Source organism: Desulfosporosinus sp. SYSU MS00001 (genome assembly GCF_049943955.1).
Classification (GTDB): Bacteria; Bacillota; Desulfitobacteriia; order Desulfitobacteriales; family Desulfitobacteriaceae; genus Desulfosporosinus.
The window spans coordinates 106,142-124,297 of record NZ_JBNFTW010000002.1 but is presented as its reverse complement, the minus strand read 5'-3'; the positions used below and the strand labels follow the sequence as shown (position 1 = coordinate 124,297).

Here is an 18,156-nt window from a genome sequence, read left to right as displayed (position 1 = left end):
TCCATTAATGCATTGATGGTTAAATATGACTTAAATTTAATTGTATAATTTTGTTTTTTTGCAATAATTAATGTGTTGATTGGGTTTTTATTTTGTGATAGTATAGTCAAGTTGAATTTTAAGTTATTAAGTAAGGAGGGCCTTCATAAAATGAACTCATACGTTGATGCTGTTAAAAATGAAATGCGTAATTGGAAAAAAGCTATTTTTGTTATTATCTTCACAGTTGCTCGGCTTATTTATGGTTTTGCTTGGGTTCAAGCTGGTTGGGAAAAAGCGACTTCAGGCTGGCTTAACTTTGCCGGAGGGCACGCAAAAGGGCTTATAGCAGGAATGGCTGCCAACATGCTGCCACCTAAGGCTCATGGTTTTGATCCTCTTTATATCAATAAATTATGGGCATGGATTGCAGTTCACATCTTTAATGGTATGCCTGGTGTAACAGATTTCTTAGTCCCTATCTGCGAAATAGCCGTTGGTATTGGTATGATCATCGGCTTCAGACTCTTATGGGTTGCACTTCTTGGACTCTTCCTCAATGTACAGTTTATTACTGCTGGTTCCGGTAACAACTTTGGCTATATTTGGACAAATATTATTATCATGAATTTTGCCAAATACTTTGAGTTAATTGGTTTAAGCGGATATCTCAAGTTTAAAAAAGGACAAAGATCCTAAAACAAGCAATGGCAAAAGGGATCATCAAAAACTTTAAAGAAGTTTTTGATGATCCCTACTTTTTCAGTCTTCAAAATACAATGTTCTTGATCTCTTTTTATTAAAGGGATATCAAGGAGTTTCAAACCAACTGATCCAGCCACTGAAAATATTCGTTCTCTAATTGACCAAGCGTATACTCATTTCTCGCATCTCTGAGTTGCTTATTAAGGCTGCATTTATCCGCATCACGAAGCAAAACGATTCTCATAGGTGCATCCACAAGTACTCCCCCTTATTACATTTTTAGGATTAACATATCAACTGTAATCCAAAGGAAAACACTAGTAGTACCCGTACCGCTGTAAAATCTTCTTAATTTACAGGCTGTTGTAAATATTAAGTAATGAATCGAGCCTCTGGCTAACTTGAATAACTTCTGGGTCAACAAGCGGCTTTTTCAGTCCAAGAACATTTAAGTGCTCTCGCAAAGTTTCAATCATCTGAAGTATTTCAACACGGCTCATTACTATCTCACTCCAAAAACCAGTTTACAACATTACCTTAACACAAATGCTATTATATTCCAAATGTGGATCGGAATCAATTAAATCCGTTAAAAATTTACTCGTTCTCAGTTTTTCCTAGCGTTTTATTTTATAAAAACCACTTCAAGTTCCTCTAGCTCATATACTATAACTAATTATCACTTGCATTTTCAAGATTGTTAAAAAGAGTATAAATTTCTTCAAAACTTTTCGTGATGTGATTTATTCTTTGATTTTGTTCGTTTAAATTCGTTAACACCCCTTCGACTGAAGCCGTGTTTTCTTGGGATATAGCAGAGATTGATAATACTACGCTAAAGTCCATAAACTTACAGTCTAAATGAACAGAATATTCATTGACAAGAGGGCTTATCCCGGTTACGATACTAAAGGATCAACTTATAATTCCAGAGAACCATAATTTCAGGGTAGAGGCGCGGTCCTCAAGAGTAAAGTCATTTTTGATTAGGGAAATATTATGACTTGAAAGGGAGTATCGCCGAAGTGTGTGAGATAATACCCAAAAACTCACATGCTGGTTATGTATTCGAAAGGAGCATAACTGTCACAAGCGTCTTGTGGAGCGCTACCTGCTTCGGCGATATACCTTCTAAAATAGGTAAGCCCTTAAGCAGCACAGAGATAGCTTCAGGGGGCTTACTTTTATTTTGCCTTAAGAAAATCTACGGAGGATTAATATGAGTGACAAAAAACTAGGGTTTTGGTTATTAACTGCACTTGTTACCGGAAACATGGTTGGATCGGCAATTTTTATGCTTCCACAATCTCTTTCCAACGTCGGCTCCCCTGCAGGTGTATTGCTTGCCTGGCTGTTCACCGGCCTCGGAGTTTTAATGCTGGCCCATGTATATGGCCAACTGTCAGACTTCAAACCAGAATTAATCGGTGGCCCGCCCAGTTACACGCGCGAATTATTTGGCAGTAAAAGCAAGCTGGGACAAATCATGGGATTCGAAATTTCATGGGGCTATTGGACCTCAAATTCACCTGGAAATGCTGCAATTCTTATTACACTTGTTGGTTATTTAACGTATTTCCTGCCTATTTTACAATCTAAAACAATTCTCTTTTCCCTGGGCAGTTTTAATGTTCAGATAGGTAATTTTCTCTCTTTTGCTATTGCTTCAGCGGTACTTTGGTTTGTTCATTATCTGATGTTTAAAGGAACCTATACTGCCAGCAAAATTAACTTCTTTGCAACTGTGACTAAAATCCTAGGCTTTATCTTTTTTATAATAATTGCTCTTTCCATCTTTGATGTAACCTATCTCCATCCGTTTATAGCGGAAAAGACGCTTAAATCGGGCGAAACAATCGGACTTTTTCAGCAAATGAATCAAGGAGCTATTCTTACGCTCTGGGCCTTCGTAGGTGTAGAATCTGCGGTCTGGCTATCAGGGCGTGCCAAGAGGCTACAAGATGTTAAATGGGCAACACTTACAGGCTTGATCATCGCCTTAGCTATTTACCTTCTTATTACCTTCTTAGCAATGGGGGCATTGCCAGCCAAAGAGTTGATGGTTGCCGATAAGCCTTTAGTTGACGTCTTGACGAAAATTATTGGCGCAAAGGGTTCCTTTATCATGGCCACTCTCGGAGTTCTCTCTATGCTCGGGGCAACGGTTGGTTGGATATTACTAAGTGTTGAGGTCCCATATCAATCCGCTCGCCTTAATCTCTTTCCTCACTGGTTCGTTAAAGAAAATAAAAATGGGGCACCCTACCGAGCTGCCTGGATAACAAACGCCCTTACCCAATTATTCCTGCTCTCAATGATTTCTGATACTATTGCCAATGCATTTAACGAAATGATTATTATTGCCACACTTGCAAATTTAGTTCCTTACCTTTTCTCCGGCATTTATTCTTTGGTAGTAGTTTTAAAAGGAGAAAACTACGAAAAAATTAATTTATGGAAACGTTTACTGGACGGAACAATGGCTCTGGGAGCCTCTCTTTATTCTTTCTGGGTTTTGAAATCCGGCTTAAGCGATTTAAAAACTTTAGTCCTTGGCATGTTGCTCATCGTATCCGGGTTAATTCTTGTCCCTTTGCTGCCGAAGCATGTAAAAGCTTAAAAAGCGGAAGTGAACTCGTTCAGCTCAAGCTGAACATTAATAAATACCCTAAAACAAAAGCAGGGTTTATCGTTTGAAAGCGATAAACCCTGCTTCTTAATCGGCGGTTGCTTGTTTTAAATAGGGCCTGCTGGAGAGATATAGCCAAACTGCCCCGCAGATCAATCCCAAAATAATGTTCAAATCTCCAATGACAGCAATTTGATTATGCAAACTCAGAGAGACAATACCCATGCCAACGCTTCCCATAACTGTAGCAAAGGAACCCATGAGTGATGAGACGGAACCTGTGTCTCCCTGTTGCTGTTCCAACATCAGAAATGCACTCGGCGGACGCATAGCACTCCCAGAAACAGTGGAGAGTACCAAGGTAATAGCAAAGAGCAGCGGTGAATAGCTGCCAATAAGACTGATAAGCAAACCACTTGCAATGATTAAAGCAAAACAAGCGTTAATAATTGTGATGCGGCTGAAATGGTTTGATAAACGGATATAAATGAGAGGACCAAACAACATTCCTAAAGCATTAAAAGCAAAGTAGTAACTATAAACCTGACTGCTTAGATGAAAACTTTCCTGATAGATGTAGGATGACGCAGTAATAAAGGCTAGGGCAGGGATGCTCATGGTTGAAAAGATCAGAAGAAGTGACGTGAATCTCCTGTTGCGAAGAACGACACCCAGTCGGCCAATGGTCCTCATCATGGTAGCAGTACTTTTCTCAACAATTGTTTCCTGTAAAGCTAAAGAACCAGCCAGAGCAGAAATACCAATTAGGGCTTGAGCCACAAAAACTCCCCGCCAAGACGTTACGTTCAACAAGAATGATCCGAGAACAGGAGCCACAGCCGGAGAAATTACAACCATCGACTGAACCACTGCTAAAACAGATTCTCGTTTTCTGCCGTTATAAACATCTTTGACTAATGCCGTGGCAACACTGGAAGCAGCGCCTCCGCCAAAGGCCTGTAAAGCCCTAAAAGCGATTAGTAAATAGACGCTTGATGATAAAGAACAGAGAAGACTGGCAACCGTGTAAATGGCGAGACCAACTAATACTATGGGTTTTCGGCCATGCTTATCGCTTAATGGTCCCCAGAACAGGGTACCAAAACCAAAAAAGATGAAAAACATAATTAAGGTGAGATTAATGATTGACTGAGACACGCGGAAATATTCTGTCATAGTAGGCAAAGCAGGAAGATAAACATCCATTGAAAGGGGGATGAAAGCACTAAGAACTGCAATTAGGACAATCATTCCCTTATCACCAAGGTATTTCTGCTTTTTCAGTTCGTTAATTTCCATCGTTCGTTCTACGCTCCTTTTTAAATTGAGCTGGAGGGTGAGCTCCTATAGATTCAAGATTATTAATCATACGACAGTAAAATTGTTTCAATTGTTCCCGTTCAGTTTCTGTAAACCCCTCAAGCATGGCACGATCAACTTTATTGAAGGCGTTTTCACATTCTTCAATGAAAGCCAATCCCTTTTCTGAAAGCTTGATCAGATTGCGCCTTGTATCTTTTTCATCGGGATACTGATAGATTAGCCCGGATTTTTTCATACGCTTGATAGATATTGCAATAGTAGGTGGACTGATTCCAATGATTTCGGCCAGTTCCTTCTGCGATGCTGACATGTTATTCATTTCATTCTTAAGTACAAACAATATTTGTGGATTACTTACTTCACCAATCCCCCTTTTTACAATTTCCTCCTTTAAACAATTATGGTGCATGCGGTCAAATACAGGGAATAACCATTCCAGTGAATTAAATTCAAATCCCAAAAAAGTTCTCTCCCAGCACATATAGTTTTACAGCTAATAGTTAGTCGACTAATGATAATAGTAATTACTTTTCTTTCTTCTGTCAATATACTTTTGATCTGCCGTAGTGTGTATTTAATCATCAAAAGATAAAATCCCGGGCCTTAAAAGCCCGGGATTAAAATTGCAGACGTTCAACAGTTCCTTTGGAATCGACTGAGTGATTGTTAGATTCTATTATACCAGAATATCTTACCGAATACTACAGAATTTGGTGAATGTACGAATAGCTGTTCATCCCCTCCCTAAAGAGGACGGGGACTTCTCGCAAGAAAGATTAAATTTCACCTCTCGATACCTTGTTTTTCACCTATAAACTCTAATAGCTGCTCAAAATATGGGTACCCTTCCGAGTCTCCTGGAACCAAAGTGGCCATAGCCCCTACCCCGTTGGCATATTTGCCGCATCTTTCCAAATTTTCATTTCTCAGAATTCCCGCTAAAAGGCCTGCTGCGAACCCATCCCCTGCTCCCACCGTATCGATAACGTTTGCAACGCTGTATCCGGGAACAAACAGTTCTTCAGATTGATGACGTAAATAGCAGCCTTTCGGGCCCAATTTTATGGCAACAATTGTACTTCCTTGAGAGGAGAAATAATCCGCAGCCTTATTAATATCCTTTATCCCCAGGAGAAGCTCTGCTTCATCAATACCCGGCATAATAATATCTGCATAGCAAGCAAGTTCTAAGATTTGCTTTCGGGCTTCCTCGATGCTCCATAGTTTTAACCTTAAATTAGGGTCAAAGGAGACTAATACTCCATTAGCTTTGGCGATCTTCACCGCAGCAAAGACTGCTTCAGAAGCTTTAGGAGAAAGAGCAGGGGTTATTCCTGTAATATGCAGAACTTTGGCTTGCTTTATATACTCTTCATCAATATCTTCAGCCCCAAAGGTACTGGCTGCTGAGTTTTTGCGATAATAATAAACATTGGGATTTGCATGTTGATAGTTTTCCTTAAACAATAGCCCGGTACTAAGACCTTTTTCAAAGGTAACGCGTGAAACATCAACGCCTTCCGCCCGAATTGAATTTACAATATAGCGTCCAAATTCATCGTCACCTACTTTAGAAAACCAACCGACGGAATGCCCCAGTCTGGCAAGGGCTATAATTAAATTTGACTCGGCCCCGCCCAGAGATTTACTGAAACGATTTACATATCGTAAAGGTCCGGAGCTTTCCGGACTAAAGACAACCATGGATTCACCGAAGCTGACAACATCCATTGTTATTTTGCCACCTCTATATCCGGCATTTTACATCTAAACTGTCTAAGCTATACAGACCATTAGATTATTCAAACCAAGTATTTCTCTAACGTTGCTCTGACATAATTAACACCTGACACCATCTCTCTAAAATAGCCTTCGATTTTCTCTCCCAATCCTGCTTCATATAAATTTAAGCCAAATAAATCTATATTAGAAAGAATTGGCCTCAATTTATCACCTACCGAACCCGGAACTCCCAGTTTTATACCAGCAAGATAACTACCCAAGGTTTCCAGCAAAGGATCCGAACTTAACTTCATTTCCTTTCCCGCATCATCCAAACCCAACAAGTAGCGGCACCATCCGGCGATAACTAAAGGAATATAGGTTAGATCAGCAGGATCCAGTTCCTGACGTTTTTGATAAGCTTTAATCGTTTCTCCGAACCTTATGCTCACTTTCTGTGAGGTATCAGTTGCTATCCTTTGAGGAGCATCGGGGATATAAGGGTTTGTTAACCGTTGTTCCAAAACCTCACGGAGAAAATCCTCCGGATTTATGATACCCGGATTAACAACGACAGGCAGCCCTTCATGATAGCCAATCTTCTCCACCAGCCGCCTTAGACTCTTGTCCTCCATTTCATCGGCAATAAGAGTATACCCCAGAAGGCAGCCAAATACTGCCAGAGCCGTATGCAGAGGATTTAAGCAGGTGCAGACCTTCATTTTTTCAACCTTATCTACCGTCTCCCTGTCCGTAAAGAACACCCCTGCGTCTTCCAGCATCATGCGACCGTTGGGAAAATCATCTTCAACCACCAGATACTGCGGCCCTTCAGCATTCACAAAGGGAGCAATAAAGGTATTCTTCTTAGTGCAGAGAATTTTTGTGCCTGTAAAACCCAAAGCCGTCAGAGCAGTCTGCACGGTTTCCGATGGCCTTGGAGTAATCTTATCAATCATTGTCCAGGGAAAAGTAACTTTTGCCGGATCATTCAAATATGCCAGGAAGTCCTTCTCTACTAATTTATTCTCTGCCCATTTTTGAGCAATGGTTATGATGGCGCTTTTAAGTTTCTCACCATTGTGAGAACAATTGTCCATACTCACAAAGGCAACAGGAAGCTCGCCGGTAATAAAGCGTGTATAGGCCAGAGAGGCAACCTTAGCCATAAGGTGGCGGGGCTGGGATGGTCCCTGCTGCATATCCAGCTCAACATCTGAAAAATATTTCCCCGATATCCCTTTTAAGCTATAACCCTTTTCTGTAATCGTAAAGCTCGCCATTTGGAGGGAAGGCCGAGTAAAAGTTTCCTTCAGCCTTGCCCAGTCCTCAGGACGAGCAGGATCCCCGACCAACCCTTCGCTGATGCTGCCAACTACTTTTTTAGCTAAAGTCCCATCAACATTCATAGTGGCTAATAAACTCAGATTGTCATAAGGTTTATAAATTTGATCAATAATTTCCCAATCGAAGGCCTCAACAGCTACAATTCCTGTATTAGCCACTCCTTTATTGAGAAGTGTTTGCTGTAGTACCGCGATAAATCCTCGAAAAATATTACCTGCCCCGAAATGGACCCAGGCCGGATTATCTCGTGTAACCCTAATCATTTCATCGGCTTGAAAACCTGGCAATTCAATACCGGATTCTGTCCAGGGCTTACCGTCTTTAATGCCTTCTCTGCTTAAGTCGAGCATTGATTTTGTCCTCCCTAATTGCTGCTATGCCTCTTTTAATGAGCTCGTGCTGCTTTGATTTGTTCGGTGAACTGTTTGGCGATGGTTGTTATGGACTCATAATCACCGTTTTTAGCACCTGATGTCAAATTTCCTCCGATGCCAACAGCTATCGCTCCAGCGTTAATCCATTCGCTCACATTCTCCAAACTGACTCCGCCAGTAGGCATCAGGGATGCATGGGGCAAAGGGCCTTTTATGGCTTTGATAATGGCCGGGCCGAACAATTCCCCCGGAAATATTTTTACCACATCCGCTCCGGCTTCCATACATTCGACAGCTTCTTTAATCGTCATAGCCCCAGGCATGCAAGGAACCCGGTATCTGTTACAAAGCTTCACCGTTTCCGTATTGAGACACGGGCTGACGATATATTGCGCCCCGGCTAAGATCGCTGTCCTTGCCGTTTCAGGATCAAGTACTGTTCCTGCACCAATTACTATGGATTTGGATTTATACGTTTGGGCTAAATCCTTAATAAGTTCCTCCGCTCCGGGTACTGTAAAGGTAATTTCAATCGCCGCAACTCCGCCGGCAAGACAAGCTTCAGTAATCTTAAAAGCCTGTTCTTTATGATCTGCTCTGATAACTGCAACCAAACCGCCCTCTTTAATTCGTGAAACAATTTGCTCCTTATTTGACATGCACAACATCCTATTCTTATCATAATCATAATCGTATTCGAATTCTAACTACTTCCGTAATCTCTTCTAATCTATTTCAACGTCTAAAAAATCCCTAATATTGTTGAAACATATACCTTTAATAATCTGTCCCAGAAAATCAAAATCAGGATAAAAATCGCCGCGCTCTACCCAATGTCCTACGAGATTGCACATGATCCTTCTAAAGTATTCGTGCCTGGGATAGGAAAGAAAACTTCTGGAATCCGTCAGCATTCCGACAAAGCGCGAAAACAGTCCAACATTAGCCAAAGTCTTCATTTGTGCTAACATACCGTCTTCATGATCATTAAACCACCAGGCAGCTCCAAATTGAATCTTTCCTGGAAAATGGCTCTGAAAATTTCCTGCCATAGCTGCCAATAAATAATTATCCGTAGGGTTTAAACAATAGAGGATTGTTTTGGGAAGTAACCCGATACTCTCAAGATCATCAAGAACGTTGGCTAAGTCATTGATAAAATTAAAATTGGCAATCGTATCGAAACCGGTATTAATCCCAATGGAGTTAAACATTTTCGAATTGACATTGCGCAAAGCACCTACATGCAGCTGCATAGCCCAGCCATGCTTGGCATATTCTTGGGCCAAATGGAACAGTATGGCTGCTCGGAATTTAACTTCTTCCTCAGGTAAGATAATCTGTTGATTTAAACGTTTCTTGAAGATTTTGCTTATCTCTTCTTCACTTGCTTTACTGTAAAAGGCAACAGATAAACTATGGTCTGACAATCGACAGCCCAGAGCATGAAAATCCTCAATTCTGTTGTTTAGAGCAAGATAAAAATCTTCCAGTGAATTGATGAAAATATTTTCGATATCACCTAATTTATTGATCCATTCGAGAAACGATTTATGCCCGATTTCCAGGGCCATATCCGGTCTAAAGGTGGGAAGAACTTTGATCTTAAAGGTTTCATCATTCTTTAATTTTTCATGATACACTAAGGAATCTATGGGATCATCTGTAGTGCAGAGAGCTTTAACATTTGACTTCGTAATAAAACTTCTCGCTGAATAGTTACCGCTTTCCAGCATCCTGTTGCAGGTCGCCCAGATAGAGTCTGCAGTATCAGGTTTTAACGGGGTATCAATACCGAAATACCGATTGAGTTCTAAATGTGTCCATTGAAAGAGTGGATTTCCCATGGTAAAGGGAACAGTCTCAGCCCATTTCTGGAATTTTTCCCGGTCGCTCTTATGGCCCGTGATATAGTTTTCAAGTATGCCATTCGCTCTTAGAGCTCTCCATTTGTAGTGATCCCCGTTTAACCAGAGCTGCGTTAGATTATCAAATTTTTTATCATCTGCTATCTCCTGTGCCGGGAGATGACAATGGTAATCAAAAATAGGCATGTCCTTGGCATAATCAAAAAATAATTGCCGAGCTGTTTGGGATTCTAACAGGTAATTTTCATCCATGAATTTGTTCACCCTTTACACCTACCTTTTCTTTATGAAAGCGTCTAAATCGGCCAGTGACAAAGACTTCGTTGAGAAAGAATTTGTCCCTGGCCCAACTTTAAATTATTAAATCATATCTAATAACGGCAGTGTCTGAACATTCTTCTTGAAATCTTTAAGCGATCTGTTCCTGAGCAACGGCACCTGCGTTTTTAGCTGCTTTGACAAAGAAAGCAACCGCTAAAGCACCAATAATTGCCAGACCTCCGGCCAGAACAAAGGCAGGAGCGAAATGACCGGTACTTTGAACGATCCATCCTGTTAAAGCAGGTCCAAAGATACCGGAAATGTTAGCCATGGAATGCACGAATCCGCTTGTTCCTCCAACCTTTTCACTGGGTACAAGGTCTTGAATAATCGCCCAGTATGTCGTTGCTTGCAAGTAGATGAAGCAGACACCGAGGGTCATAAAGAACACTGCGCTGACGGCGGAATTAGCAAATCCAGTTAAAACAACACATACGGCGGCAAGCAAAAGACACGTCACCAAGACAACTTTGCGCGAAAAGAGAACCTTGCCTGTTTTGCGATAAATAAAATCGATAATCATACTCCCGGCTACTTGACCCAAGGCACCCGCTATCCAGGGAATCATAGCAGCAATTCCCATTTGGGAGATACTAAGGTGCCGTCCTTCTACGAGATAGCTGGGAAACCAAGTGATAAAAAAGAACAGCGTATAATTATAGCCAAACATCCCCACAATCAAAGCCAGGATACTGCGTTGTTTAAGAATTGAAAAAAGGCTGACCTTAGCAGGTGCTGAACCAACTTGAGCAGCGGCTATGTCTCTGCCTGCCGTAATTTCTTTTAATTCTTCCTGGGATACCCGCGGGTGATTGTTGGGCTTATCGGTACTGATCTTGAACCAAGAGAAGGTCCAAATCAGCCCTAGAACTCCAAGGACAAGGAAAGCTGCCTGCCATCCCCACTTCAGGGAAATGAAAGCAACTAAAGGCGCTGACAGCGCTCCTCCAATCGGCGCTCCTCCATTGCATATCCCGACTGCTGTAGCCCTTTCCTTAAGCGGAATCCAGTTATTCATTGTTTTGTTCGTGGTAGAGGTTAGAGGCCCTTCACCAAAACCAAAAATAACACGGATAAAGAAGAGCGAAATAAAATTAAAAGCCCCTGCTGTTAAAGCACAAAAGATTGACCAAACAGCCATAGCATAACCCATAACTCTTCTCGGACCAACTACGTCTGATAAGAATCCGCCAATAAAATTGAAAAGTGCATAGCCGACAAAAAAACTGCTTAAGATTAGGCCTGAAGCAAACGGCGTTAATGAAAATTTCTTCGATAAAATCGGCAGGGCAACGGACATTGCTGATCTATCCACATAATTGATAGCATTGGACAAAAATAACATCGTTACAATCGTCCAGCGATACTTCTTAAACATCTATCATATCCCTCCATAGTTTTTATTAGCCTCGGCAGGTTAAAGTCTTAAGACCATTTCTCAACAGAGATAGATATCTTAGAATTAACACCTGCTTTTAGATATTGCATCCCAAAGACCTAACAAGTAATTTGCTCCAATGGCCCTGTCATATAATCCATAACCTGGTCTTCCCTTTTCCTCCCAAATCATACGGCCGTGATCGGGGCGAATAGGTCCCGTAAAACCAATGTCATAAAAGGCTTTCATAATTTCATAGATATCCAAAGACGAGTTTACATCCTTATGGGCTACTTCATTAAAAACACCGGGTTCGTGAATTTGGATATTTCTCACATGGCCAAAATGAATTCTTCCCAGTTTGCCAAAATAGCGGATGATCTCCGGTATATTATTCTCGGGATTAGCCCCTAATGATCCAGTACAAAGAGTTATACCGTTATAAGGACTATCAACCAAATGAATAAGACGCTCTAAATTTGATTTTGAAGTAATGATTCGGGGAAGGCCAAAGACAGACCAGGGTGGATCATCGGGATGAATTGCCATTTTTATATCACACTCTTCGGCGACGGGAATAACACCCTCCAGAAAATATTGCAGGTTCTTAAAGAGCTTGTCTTCATCAAAATCGCGGTACATTTCAAATAAGCTTTTTAATTCTGTTAAGCGTTCTTTTTCCCATCCGGGCAGAACAAAACCATTTGAACCTTTCTCCATCTCTGCGACAAGAACCCGAGGATCTAAATTTCGCAGCTTCCTGTCATCATAGGCTAAGGCCGTTGACCCATCCATAAGTTCTTTAGCTAATTCCGTTCGAGTCCAGTCAAAGACCGGCATAAAATTATAACAAACGACCTTTACGCCTGCTCGTGCAAGATTCCGCAATGTTTTGTTGTAATTCTCAATATAGAGATCACGACTAGGCAGCCCTAATTTAATATCCTCGTGTATATTGACACTTTCGATGGTTTCAAAAAGCAAGCCATAACTTTCGATATCATACTTTACGTTCATGATATCGTCTAACGGCCACACTTCTCCTACGGGGATATCAAATAAGGCAGTCACGACTCCTTCCATGCCGGGAATTTGTTTAATGTACGGTAAAGAAACACTGTCATGTTTTTTACCATACCAGCGAAAACTCATTTTCACGCGCCCTATCCTCCTCGTCTAATTATTTTATCTCCAGACCAGAACCCAGACCCCTTTCTTAATTTATACTAATTATACTACCATACTAGTTATATTAGTCAATGTTATTTAGACGATTGAGAGATAAAAAATCACCCCATTTATGGGAGTATAAAGTTAATTTCCCATAAAGAGGTGATTCGTATTTTTGGTTTTAGTTAAGTTTGTTTAATTTAGATAAAATAGTGCCTGAATTCAATGAGTAAATCTTCAATATCGATACGAATTTTATTTAGGTGTTTTTGAATCGTTTTAGCTGCTAAGGATAGATTTTTTTCTCGGATGGCTCGAACCAAATCTTCATGCTGACTTAGAAGCTCAGGCCAATCATGTTTGCCGGCAACATTCAACATCCTTACTCTGTTATAATGGGTACTCATTTGTTGGATTAGTGACCAAATACGACCCTTTCTGCACCCTTCGAAGATACACCTATGTAAAGCTTCATCAAGCTCAAAAAACTTCAGATAATTTTCTTCTTCTACACATAATTCCTGAAGGGTTATGTTAGACTGCAGTTCGAATAACTTATCTGCAGGAAATTCTTTAACCGCGAGATTTATGACTTCCTTCTCTATAGTTTCACGTAAGAAGAAGGATTCTTCTACATTCTCAACATCTAATAAAGAAACTCTTGTTCCTTTTTGAGGCAATATATCCAGCAGATATTCGCTTTCCAGCTGAATAAAAGCCTCTCGGACAGGAGTCCTGCTTACATTCAGCAATATGGAAATATCCTTTTCTGACAAGGCACTTCCTGGGGGAAGCCTTAAATTCATAATATTTTCTTTCAAACAACGATAGACATATTCACGTGTTGACTCGTGAGACAATCGTTCCGAGACGGCAATGTCCATACAGTACTCCAATCTTTTTGTACTAGTATACCAGTTTTTTGGTCCTACAGCCAACAGTGAATTACATCGGAAAGTTCCTAGCAAATTTAACCTCGTCTCCTACCCATTTAGGTTGGGGGATGAATTGCCGTATATCCGCAATAGTTGGTCGGCATGAATCCAGATATTTCGGCTTAAAAATTATAAAACCTATAAAAGCGATAAAGCCCAAGAAATATTCCAAATTTAGGAAATTCTTGGGCAGAAGACTTTATTTAACGTGCGAATTCCTGATTCTTCTTAACCTGTTTTCGTTTCAGACATGTAACCTAACGTCTTTTTCCTTGTCATATAATCCTCCATGTCAATTTCTCCGCGGGCATAGCGCTCATTCAGCAATTCAAGAGCTTTATCACTCTGTTTATTAACTGAAAGGAGAAATTCACCTAAGTGTTTAACAGTATAGAATATTAGCAGGAGAACAGCGATTGCGATAATAAAATGTAGCCCCATGTTAATTAAGGCGTAAACGTTTAAACCGCTACTTATTACATTGCTGCCGCCACTGTTGGGAACAGAGAAATTAGAACCAGGAGCATTGGGAATAGGCGTAATATGCCCCTGACTACTTCCAAAACTAAAGCCTCCACTGTAGGGATTCATGGTTCGACTCACCTCCTTTTTGTCCTAACGTTACTCTAAACCAGACATTTGGTATTTTCGTGACTAAAGTGTGATTGTTCTATAAAGGTTTTGCGTCTAAGAATATAAACGATGGACTTTTAACACCATTTTGAATGATGGTTCTGGTGTATGGACCTATCACTGCTGTTACATCACGGCAACATAAAGTACAGTCCCTGGTTAGTGGGCTGTACTTTATCTTTATTTTAATGGGCTTACTGTTTAATAAATTTTGATAAAGTCATTAAGATACTGTCAACATCAACATTCGAGAAATTAAAGGTAGTATTATAACTATACGAAAGAGTTCTGTACAAAAAAATTATGGGATGGACGATAAAGGCAAACTTGGCGAAAGCCAAGGACGCAAAGCTATGGGTCTTCCAGTTAAGCTGATGACTGCCAAGCTTCCGAAACGCTCATATCGCCATACCGCAAAGGTGTGGCGATTTTTATTTCCACCCTAAAATCCTAATAAAAGGAGGGCTCAAATCCTCAGCAACAGATGCTGCGCTTAAAGCGAATGATGAAAGAAAACGTATTAAGTAAACAACTAAAATGTGTTAGACGAGATAAGTCAACTAATTTTGCCAAATACCAATAATTTGGAGGCGCTATGTATGAGTTGGTTTAGAAATTGGGAAATTCGGAAAAAGATTTTAGCCTTGGTCGTAATCATGGTATTGTTCATCTGTGCAGTGGGTTTTGTTGGTTACCACTTTAGTTCCGTCGACAATTCTCAAATGGATGATATCTATGCAAATTACCTTCTGTCTGTTAAATACATAAATGATGCGCGAGCTTTGTCCAGGGCTGATGAATCAGATACCTTTCATTATTTTTTAGTCAAAGATAAAACCACTCAACAAAAGTTGCAAGACGAGATCATTTCTCTCTCTGATGACTTTGATAAAAGTTATGCTTCCTACTTGAAATTAGCTAATAACTCCTATGAAAAAGAAAAAGTATCGAAAATTAATCAGGAGTTAACCGCCTTTAGAACTGAACAGCAAAAAGCAATAGCGCTGGTCAAACAGGGAAATCCAACGGCTTATGAATATTTCGCTAATAACGCTCAAGCACATCTCGATACGATAAATACGACCCTGCAAGAACTTGCTGATTTCTGTGCCCAAAAAGCAGATACTATCTATACTCAAAATGACTCGACAAATATTGATGCCCAAAGAGTCATCATTGTTTTAACCCTCATCGCGGCTCTTTTGGGTCTTCTGATCAGTTATCTAATTTCTAATTTAATTACCATTAACCTTAAGAAAGTCTTAGCCGGGGTAGAACGAGTTTCAAATGGTGATTTGACAGTTGAAGATGTTATTGTCAAGGGAAACGATGAGTCAGGTAAGTTAGCCCAGAGTTTTAACCTTATGAAAAAACACCTCCTTGAACTAGTTAACCAGGTTAGTCATACCTCACAACAAGTAACTGCATCATCTGAAGAACTTAGTGCCATTATTGAAGAAAACACACAAGCTGCCAATCAGATCGCCTCATCCATGGAGCTTGTTGCCAACGAGACCGAAAAAGAGGCTATGGCTGTTGATGACGTAACTTCTTCTATTGAACAAATTTCTGCCAGCACCCAGGAAGTTGCGGCCAGCAGCAGTGAAATTGCCGACTCGATGACAAAAACATTGATGACAACTCAAGCCGGCCAAAAGGCTTTGGATGAAGTAACCTTCCAGATGACTAACATCAGTGACGGGACAAATATCATTCAAGAACGTATTGAAGGTCTTTCAATCAGCTCTAAAAAAATCAGCACCATCATTCAGTTTATAACTCAAATTTCGGAACAAACCAATTTACTAGCTTTAAACGCCGCAATTGAGGCAGCAAGAGCAGGAGAAAATGGCCGTGGATTTGCGGTGGTGGCTGAAGAAGTACGAAAACTTGCTGAGCAGTCACGAAAATCGACAACAGAAATCACTGCTCTTATTGAGCAAAATAATGAAAACATCGATTTAGCAGTTACTGCAATGGACCATGAAGTTAAAAATGTAAAAGAAGGCCTTGATGTCGTAAATGTCGCTGAACAATCATTTAAGGAGATCAGCAAACTTGTTGAGTCTGTTACAACTCAAATCGAAGAAATAACAGCAACGGTTCAACAAGTGTCAATTGGTGCTCAGCAGCTGGCAACTTCAGCCGAAAAAATAGATACCTATAGTAAGGAGACTGCTTCTCAAGCCCAAACAGTATCTGCAGGCATCGAGGAACAAGCAGCATCAATGGAACAAATAGCCTCATCTGCCAATATACTGGCTTCCTTAGCCACAGAAATTCAAAGTGTCATTGGCAAATTTATTGTTTAGAACCAAAAATCCGTAAAGAGGCTTTTGCAAAATGCATAAACGCCCCTCATAAACAAAACCCTGCATAAATAGTGGTTTAAATTCTCCACTTATATGCAGAGTTTTATTTATAAAAACGGATAGATATTCATTATGCAACAGTTCCTGCCCACCCTATTCCTTCTTCTAATCAGCCATAAACCACCAAGAGTGAGCAGCAGCACTGCTCCTACAACCACCGCGTATCCGAGAACGGGTCTACAAACCATCAGCACAAATGTAGGCAGGTTAGCCCCTAACCACAGAAGAAAAATCTCTGCAAAAAAAGTAATCTTTTTGAATTGCTTTATTTTTATAACATTTTATTGCTTCCTAGTCTTCCCTTCTTGATTCAATGTTAACAATGCTTCCATTTGATCAAAAGCAAACGCTGATGTAGCTGTCTCGTAGCCAAAGGCGCCCTGCAATTCAGGTTGATCCGAAATGCGGTAGGCGAGCATTCGTTCATAACACCATTGCTCATCCTTATTATCCCCAGCTTGATGAAAAATCCGTGCCGCTAACGCATAAACCGCTGCGGAATCGTTAACACCGTCTGGACTGCCATCCGCATGATAGGTACTGAAAATCTTACCGTTTGCCTGAATACTTTTATGCAGAAAATCCAAGAACTTATTAACATTCATCCCGGCTTTCTGAGCGTAATCAATCGTGTATAATTGTTCAACAGTGGTGAACTTTTCCGGCCAGACATAACTTCCCGTCTGCAAATTATAATTGGACGGGAAAAAGCCCTGATTATTAAGAGGGGCATTTTTAAGAATATCTAAAGTACTGCGAACTGATTGCTTGGCTGGAGGAAAATCGGCTGATAAGGTTTCCAATCCCACCGGATCGATATAGAATAAAGAAATTTTCTGCTCTGCTTTTCCTATTCTGCCATCGTAGCTGTCGCAAAATACATTTTCGTCCCGGTTATATTTATAAAGATTAAATGCCAAGAAAAAAGCTTTGATTTTATAAGTTAGCTCACCAAAGTCAGAACTTGCCACGTCCAAACTTCTTAATAATCTTAGTTGATCAACCAAGGCCGTTGCATCGTCCGGTTGTTTCTCCTGCAAATTTAGCCGCCAGTAATAATATCCTTTGGGGGCTGTAAAATACGTTTGCAGGTTATTAAGAACAGATTCAAACAGTTTTTTATCTTTGACAAGCAGAGCATACTCCATAAGTTGACCTTGGGACTCTAAAAGAACATACCTATCGTTTTCGGTTCCCACACCCTGACAGCTTGTCAGCAGACCCTCACTCGTAATAAAGTGCTGAGATAGTAACTGATCAATTTTCTTTTCAGTGCTGTTCTGGGTGTCAACATTAAGTAAATATTTACTAGCCAAGTTGCCCGGTTCCAAGTGGTTTATTTTATAGTTGAAGTATAAGAACGATCCAATAAACAATCCAGCAAAAGGAATTAGGAAGAT

General features: G+C 40.4%; 16 protein-coding genes and 2 riboswitches. Of the genes, 3 read left to right on the top strand and 13 right to left on the bottom strand.

The annotated features are described in order from the left end of the window. Positions 1 to 150: 150 nt before the first annotated feature. Complete coding sequence (locus tag ACPUYX_RS03970; RefSeq protein WP_426378430.1) at positions 151 to 678, top strand: DoxX family protein; 528 nt, start codon at positions 151 to 153, stop codon at positions 676 to 678. A gap of 121 nt (positions 679 to 799) precedes the next feature. Here the strand turns inward: ACPUYX_RS03970 and ACPUYX_RS03965 are convergent, their stop codons facing one another. Further along, the gene (locus ACPUYX_RS03965; protein WP_172408352.1) at positions 800 to 940 is read right to left on the bottom strand and encodes a hypothetical protein; all 141 of its coding nucleotides are present in this window, start codon (positions 938 to 940) and stop codon (positions 800 to 802) included. Between the two features lie 97 nt (positions 941 to 1,037). Further along, positions 1,038 to 1,184, bottom strand: a complete 147-nt coding sequence (locus tag ACPUYX_RS03960; protein WP_088226091.1) for an aspartyl-phosphate phosphatase Spo0E family protein — start codon at positions 1,182 to 1,184, stop codon at positions 1,038 to 1,040. A 442-nt stretch (positions 1,185 to 1,626) separates the two neighbouring features. Continuing rightward, positions 1,627 to 1,802, top strand: a riboswitch (Lysine riboswitch). A gap of 101 nt (positions 1,803 to 1,903) precedes the next feature. Here ACPUYX_RS03960 and ACPUYX_RS03955 point away from each other — a divergent pair. Continuing rightward, complete coding sequence (locus ACPUYX_RS03955) at positions 1,904 to 3,304, top strand: amino acid permease (protein WP_426378429.1); 1,401 nt, start codon at positions 1,904 to 1,906, stop codon at positions 3,302 to 3,304. A gap of 96 nt (positions 3,305 to 3,400) precedes the next feature. Here ACPUYX_RS03955 and ACPUYX_RS03950 read toward each other — a convergent pair whose 3' ends face one another. From ACPUYX_RS03950 to ACPUYX_RS03905, 10 genes are all read right to left on the bottom strand, one after another. Beyond that, a complete protein-coding gene (locus tag ACPUYX_RS03950) occupies positions 3,401 to 4,612 on the bottom strand; it encodes a Bcr/CflA family efflux MFS transporter (RefSeq protein WP_426378428.1) in 1,212 nt (403 codons plus the stop codon). Beyond that, positions 4,602 to 5,096 (bottom strand): MarR family winged helix-turn-helix transcriptional regulator, encoded by a 495-nt coding sequence (locus tag ACPUYX_RS03945; RefSeq protein ID WP_426378427.1) that lies wholly within the window; start codon positions 5,094 to 5,096, stop codon positions 4,602 to 4,604. The genes ACPUYX_RS03950 and ACPUYX_RS03945 overlap by 11 nt, the downstream gene beginning before the upstream one ends. Before the next feature lie 323 nt (positions 5,097 to 5,419). After that, the gene (locus ACPUYX_RS03940; protein ID WP_426378426.1) at positions 5,420 to 6,367 is read right to left on the bottom strand and encodes a sugar kinase; all 948 of its coding nucleotides are present in this window, start codon (positions 6,365 to 6,367) and stop codon (positions 5,420 to 5,422) included. Positions 6,368 to 6,438: 71 nt separating this feature from the next. After that, the gene (locus ACPUYX_RS03935; RefSeq protein WP_426378425.1) at positions 6,439 to 8,055 is read right to left on the bottom strand and encodes a mannitol dehydrogenase family protein; all 1,617 of its coding nucleotides are present in this window, start codon (positions 8,053 to 8,055) and stop codon (positions 6,439 to 6,441) included. A 35-nt stretch (positions 8,056 to 8,090) separates the two neighbouring features. Continuing rightward, entirely contained in the window at positions 8,091 to 8,738 is a 648-nt protein-coding gene (locus tag ACPUYX_RS03930; protein ID WP_426378424.1) for a bifunctional 2-keto-4-hydroxyglutarate aldolase/2-keto-3-deoxy-6-phosphogluconate aldolase, read from the bottom strand. Between the two features lie 66 nt (positions 8,739 to 8,804). After that, on the bottom strand, positions 8,805 to 10,199 hold the full coding sequence (gene uxaC, locus ACPUYX_RS03925; RefSeq protein WP_426378423.1) for a glucuronate isomerase: 1,395 nt from the start codon (positions 10,197 to 10,199) through the stop codon (positions 8,805 to 8,807). A 157-nt stretch (positions 10,200 to 10,356) separates the two neighbouring features. Further along, positions 10,357 to 11,646 (bottom strand): MFS transporter, encoded by a 1,290-nt coding sequence (locus ACPUYX_RS03920; protein WP_426378422.1) that lies wholly within the window; start codon positions 11,644 to 11,646, stop codon positions 10,357 to 10,359. Positions 11,647 to 11,730: 84 nt separating this feature from the next. Beyond that, a complete protein-coding gene (gene uxuA, locus ACPUYX_RS03915) occupies positions 11,731 to 12,804 on the bottom strand; it encodes a mannonate dehydratase (RefSeq protein WP_426378421.1) in 1,074 nt (357 codons plus the stop codon). Positions 12,805 to 13,016: 212 nt separating this feature from the next. Next, positions 13,017 to 13,700, bottom strand: coding sequence for a GntR family transcriptional regulator (locus ACPUYX_RS03910; RefSeq protein ID WP_426378420.1), 684 nt, complete (start codon positions 13,698 to 13,700; stop codon positions 13,017 to 13,019). 279 nt (positions 13,701 to 13,979) lie between these two features. Beyond that, positions 13,980 to 14,342 carry an SHOCT domain-containing protein gene (locus tag ACPUYX_RS03905; protein ID WP_426378419.1) on the bottom strand — a complete coding sequence of 121 codons (363 nt, stop codon included), beginning with the start codon at positions 14,340 to 14,342 and terminating at the stop codon, positions 13,980 to 13,982. 352 nt (positions 14,343 to 14,694) lie between these two features. Next, positions 14,695 to 14,778, top strand: a riboswitch (cyclic di-GMP riboswitch). Positions 14,779 to 14,983: 205 nt separating this feature from the next. On the opposite strand from ACPUYX_RS03905, the gene ACPUYX_RS03900 reads away from it, so the two are divergent. Then, complete coding sequence (locus ACPUYX_RS03900; RefSeq protein ID WP_426378418.1) at positions 14,984 to 16,696, top strand: methyl-accepting chemotaxis protein; 1,713 nt, start codon at positions 14,984 to 14,986, stop codon at positions 16,694 to 16,696. 341 nt (positions 16,697 to 17,037) lie between these two features. Here ACPUYX_RS03900 and ACPUYX_RS03895 read toward each other — a convergent pair whose 3' ends face one another. Next, a complete protein-coding gene (locus tag ACPUYX_RS03895) occupies positions 17,038 to 18,072 on the bottom strand; it encodes a hypothetical protein (RefSeq protein ID WP_426378417.1) in 1,035 nt (344 codons plus the stop codon). Positions 18,073 to 18,156 lie beyond the last annotated feature (84 nt).